The organism is Yoonia sp., from assembly GCF_036007805.1.
GTDB lineage: Bacteria > Pseudomonadota > Alphaproteobacteria > Rhodobacterales > Rhodobacteraceae > Yoonia.
The window spans coordinates 1-4,636 of record NZ_DASYOK010000205.1 but is presented as its reverse complement, the minus strand read 5'-3'; the positions used below and the strand labels follow the sequence as shown (position 1 = coordinate 4,636).

3 protein-coding genes and 1 pseudogene are annotated in these 4,636 nt (G+C 56.6%); 1 reads left to right on the top strand and 3 read right to left on the bottom strand.

Annotated features, from left to right (window positions below):
- Positions 1-366, top strand: a pseudogene (locus tag VGP75_RS11625) (allophanate hydrolase); the annotation flags it as partial.
- Positions 367-387: 21 nt separating this feature from the next.
- Here the strand turns inward: VGP75_RS11625 and ettA are convergent.
- From ettA to VGP75_RS11610, 3 genes are all read right to left on the bottom strand, one after another.
- Complete coding sequence (gene ettA, locus VGP75_RS11620; RefSeq protein ID WP_327543820.1) at positions 388-2,043, bottom strand: energy-dependent translational throttle protein EttA; 1,656 nt, start codon at positions 2,041-2,043, stop codon at positions 388-390.
- Positions 2,044-2,223: 180 nt separating this feature from the next.
- A complete protein-coding gene (locus tag VGP75_RS11615) occupies positions 2,224-3,189 on the bottom strand; it encodes a type IV pili methyl-accepting chemotaxis transducer N-terminal domain-containing protein (RefSeq protein ID WP_327543819.1) in 966 nt (321 codons plus the stop codon).
- A 286-nt stretch (positions 3,190-3,475) separates the two neighbouring features.
- On the bottom strand, positions 3,476-4,555 hold the full coding sequence (locus VGP75_RS11610; protein ID WP_327543818.1) for a BMP family ABC transporter substrate-binding protein: 1,080 nt from the start codon (positions 4,553-4,555) through the stop codon (positions 3,476-3,478).
- Positions 4,556-4,636 lie beyond the last annotated feature (81 nt).

Sequence of the window (4,636 nt, the reverse complement as noted above, 5' to 3'; positions counted from 1 at the left end):
ATGCGGCTGAATGGACCGACCCTTGAGATGGAGCATGCTTTGTCGATCCCTTCAGAGCCGATTGTCCGCGGGTCCATTCAGGTATCGGGCGACGGTGTGCCAACGGTGCTCTTGGCCGATCATCAAACCACAGGCGGCTATCCGAAAATAGCGACCGTGATATCATGTGACACGGACCGGCTGACCCAGCTTCGTGCAGGTCAGAAGATCCGTTTTGCCTCTGTTTCAACGCAGCAGGCACTTGATGCAGTGCGCGATGAAGCGCAGCGAAAGGCGCAGTACCTCGCACAGATTTCCGTCGCGCGCGGCACCTTGGCGCAGCGACTGATGCGCGAAAATCTGATCCACGGCTGGGCGGACGATTAGCGCGGCATCAATCGGGCTGTCTTAGCGCACGAATTTCTTATGCTTCATCCGCTTCGGCTCAAGCGCATCTGCGCCCAACCGTGCCTTTTTGTCTTCCTCGTAGTCGGTAAACGCCCCTTGGAACCACTCCACATGGGCGTCGCCCTCGAAGGCAAGGATATGCGTGCAAATCCGGTCAAGGAAGAAGCGGTCGTGGCTGATGACCACGGCGCAGCCAGCAAAATCAACTAGAGCATCCTCCAGCGCACGCAGCGTTTCAACGTCAAGATCGTTGGTCGGTTCGTCAAGAAGCAGGACGTTCCCACCTGATTTCAGTAGCTTCGCCATATGCACGCGGTTGCGTTCACCACCTGACAGAAGGCCCACCTTCTTCTGCTGGTCCCCACCTTTGAAGTTGAAGGCCGAGCAATAGGCGCGGCTGTTCATGGAGGCGTCGCCCAGTTCGATAATCTCGGCGCCACCGGTGATTTCTTCCCACACCGTGCTGTCGGGGTTCAGCGCATCGCGCGACTGGTCCACGTAAGACAGTTTGACGGTTTCGCCATATTCAACAGTGCCTTCATCAGGTTGTGCCTGACCAGTCAGCATAGAAAACAGCGTGGATTTACCCGCACCGTTGGGGCCGATCACACCGACGATCCCGCCGGGGGGCAGATCAAAGCTCAACCCTTCGATCAAGAGCTTATCGCCCATGTGCTTTTTCAGCCCGTCCACCGCGATCACTTTGGACCCAAGCCGTGGACCGTTGGGGATAATGATTTGTGCGCGGCCCATTTTCTCGCGCTCGGATTGGTTGGCCATCTCGTTATAAGCTGCGATCCGCGCCTTCGACTTGGCCTGCCGCGCCTTGGCACCTTGGCGCATCCATTCCAGTTCGCGCTGCAGGGTGCGTTGCTTGGATTTGTCGTCCTTCGCTTCACGCTCCAGCCGCTTTGCCTTGGCCTCAAGCCAGCTTGAATAGTTGCCTTCATGCGGGATGCCCGACCCACGGTCCAGTTCCAAAATCCAGCCCGTGATTGCATCAAGGAAATAGCGGTCGTGGGTGACGATCAGGATCGTGCCTTTGTAATCAATCAGGTGCTGTTGCAGCCATGCGATGGTTTCCGCATCAAGGTGGTTGGTCGGTTCATCGAGCAGCAGCATATCAGGCGCGTCCAGCAAGAGCTGGCACAGCGCGACGCGGCGTTTCTCACCGCCCGAAAGCGTGGACACATCCGCATCATCGGGCGGACAGCGCAGCGCCTCCATGCTGATGTCGATCTGTGCGTCCAGATCCCACAGATTCTGGCTGTCGATTTCGTCCTGAAGCTGCGCCATCTCGTCTGCGGTTTCTTCCGAGTAGTTCATGGCAACTTCGTTGTAGCGATCAAGGATCGCTTTTTTGTCGGCCACGCCCAGCATAACGTTTTCGCGTACCGTCAGGTTTGGATCAAGCTCGGGTTCCTGCGGCAGATATCCGACACGCGCGCCTTCGGCGGCCCATGCCTCACCGCTGAATTCCTTGTCCTGACCTGCCATAATGCGCATCAGTGTCGATTTACCGGTGCCGTTCACACCGACGACGCCGATTTTTACACCGGGCAAAAAGTTCAGACGAATGTTCTCGAAAACCTTTTTCCCGCCGGGATAGGTTTTGGACACGCCGTCCATGAAATAGACGAATTGATTGGCAGCCATGAGGGACGCTCCGCTTGGAATAGGGTTTTGCCCTAGATAGCGATGCGATGGGGTAGGGGCAATCGCTGTGCGCGGTTAAAATTTCATACCCGATGCGCCCTTGCTAACGCAGGAGGACCTTCCATTACGGTCACAACGCCGTCTGCCTGTCTGCGGACTGAAGGTCTCATGCGGCAGTGCCTAAGATCCAAACCTTGAGGCTTCAGCGTAGAGATTGATGACGCTGCCCATCTGGCGGGTCATGTCATTTGCGCCGTAAAACACTGTTTCCAACTGTTCTCGACTAAGGGCATCACCTGACAACTGTGCATCAATCGGCAGTTGCAAATCGAGCCAGGCGGCGCGCACTGCCGCGAGGCTGGCGTCAATCTTGCTTGTAGGGGGAGGCTGAATGCCGAGGCTCGGCATGCCCAGTGACAATGCACCAATTGAGCTGTTGAATGCCATGCGGGCAGACCATAGCGCGTCGATGGGGCCATCTGTGCCGATGCCGGCGCTGGCCAGACAGGCGTTTTTTGCAATATCTTGCGCCAAAAATTGCTGCCGTTCGGCAATATCAACCAACAATGCATCGGCCAGACGCGTTTTGGCAGGATTGAAATACTGCGCGGCCACCGTGGATACCAATTGATGGGCAACTTGTAGAAGTTCTGCACTTTGCGCGTTGAGCCGCCGAACATCATCATGCGTGCTGTCACCCTGCGCGATCGACAGGGCGTTCATCTGCATCGGTGCCCAGACGTCTTTGAATTGTGCGATGACCGCCAAAGTCATACGGCGTTCTTCGGCCCCGAAAATACCAAGGCCAGTGTCGCCAAATTCCAGCGCATGTGCGATGGCGCTTACTTCTGAAATCGTGGCGGTTAGCATCGGAAGGGCGTCGTCCGTTGCGATTCCGCTTTGCACAAAGCATGCGTCGGCAACAACGCGTTGGCTGAGCATACGCAGTTTGCCCGATAGATCGATTCGCCGGTTTGTGTCGGCTTCCTTGGTATGCTCCGCGAATGAAATGCGAAGCGTGCCGTTCTCATAGGTGGCAGTTGTTTGCGCGTGTGCAGGCAGGCTGCATGTGAGGGCCGCAGCCGCAAACGTCAGACGGACACAGGTTGTAATATCGCTAAGACAGGAACGAACAGGACGGGCCATGGCAATTTCTTCCCTCGACAGCAGGGTTCAGAAACCCTGGCGATTAACATCCGGGCAAGCGCGGAAGAAAAGCCCCACTTGCCGTACTCATCAAGACAGCGGCAAATACACAAACCGCTTTAAACTAAGGTTAATGTTAGCTGTATTCCGGTGCCGCGTCCAAGATTCGTCTGTATAAAAGGGCGTTATTGCTGGAAACGGTGTGTTGCGCAGTCCAAAATGAACGGGCCAAGTAGAAAAGGCCCCGCCAATGCGGGGCCTTCCTGTTTAGGCTCATTCGATGTCTTTACTGCGGGATTTCTGCAGTGATGCCTTCCACGTAAAAGTTCATACCTGCCAAAGTGCCATCGTCAGCGATTTCACCATCGGCCAGCCAGACAGAACCGTCCTGGCGGTTAATCGGGCCGGTAAAGGCGTGGTATTCGCCAGTACGAAGGCGCTCGATCAGGGCTTCAGCAGAGGCTTTGATTTCGGCGGGAACCGCGTCGGAGATTTCACCGATGCCGACCATGCCCGGGCCAATGCCGTCCCATGTGTCCATGCTTTCCCATGTGCCATCGATCACCGCCTGTGTGCGGGCGATGTAGTAAGGCGCCCAGTCGTCAATGATCGAGGAGACGCGCGGGAAAGGCGCGAATTCTGCCATGTCAGAGGCCTGACCAAAGGTGACAACATTGCCAGCAGCCTGTGCTGCGGCCTGCGGCGCTGTCGAATCTGTATGCTGCAGGATCACGTCAGCGCCTTGCTCGATCAGAACATTAGCCGCTTCGGCTTCTTTTGCAGGATCAAACCAAGTGTAGGCCCAGATGATGCGGAACTCGACATCAGGGTTCACTTCCTGCGCGTGCAGGTAGGCTGCATTGATGCCGCGAATGACTTCGGGGATCGGGTAGGACGCGATATAGCCGATGATGTTGCTTTCGGTCATTTGGCCCGCAATGTGGCCCTGAACCGCGCGGCCCTCGTAGAAACGTGCCGAATAGGTCGATACGTTGTCTGCGCGTTTATAGCCTGTGGCGTGCTCGAACTTCACGTCAGGGAACTGCGCCGCGACGTTGATCGTTGCATCCATATAGCCAAAGGATGTGGTGAAAATCAGGTCAGCACCCTGTAGCGCCATCTGTGTCATCACGCGCTCTGCGTCGGGACCTTCTGGCACGCTTTCGACAAAGACGGTCTCAACCGCGTCACCAAAATGCTCTTCCACGGCCAGACGGGATTTGTTGTGCTCATATGTCCAGCCGCCATCGCCGATTGGCCCGACATAAACGAACCCGACGGTTGTTGGTTCGTGGCCGTCCGCAGCGGCCCCTGTTGCAAGGCCAAGCGCGAGCGCAGCACTGGCCAATAGTGTTTTCGTTGTCATGTGTATCCCCTTGGTGGTCTTGTTGTCGCCTCAACGTGAGGCATGGAAAGATTGTCCCAGTGATCCGGGCGCACGTCCAGC

Coding starts and splice junctions, on each gene's coding strand:
- ettA (WP_327543820.1), bottom strand. CDS start 2,043: ATGGCTGCCAATCAATTCGTCTATTTCATGGACGGCGTGTCCAAAACC.
- VGP75_RS11615 (WP_327543819.1), bottom strand. CDS start 3,189: ATGGCCCGTCCTGTTCGTTCCTGTCTTAGCGATATTACAACCTGTGTC.
- VGP75_RS11610 (WP_327543818.1), bottom strand. CDS start 4,555: ATGACAACGAAAACACTATTGGCCAGTGCTGCGCTCGCGCTTGGCCTT.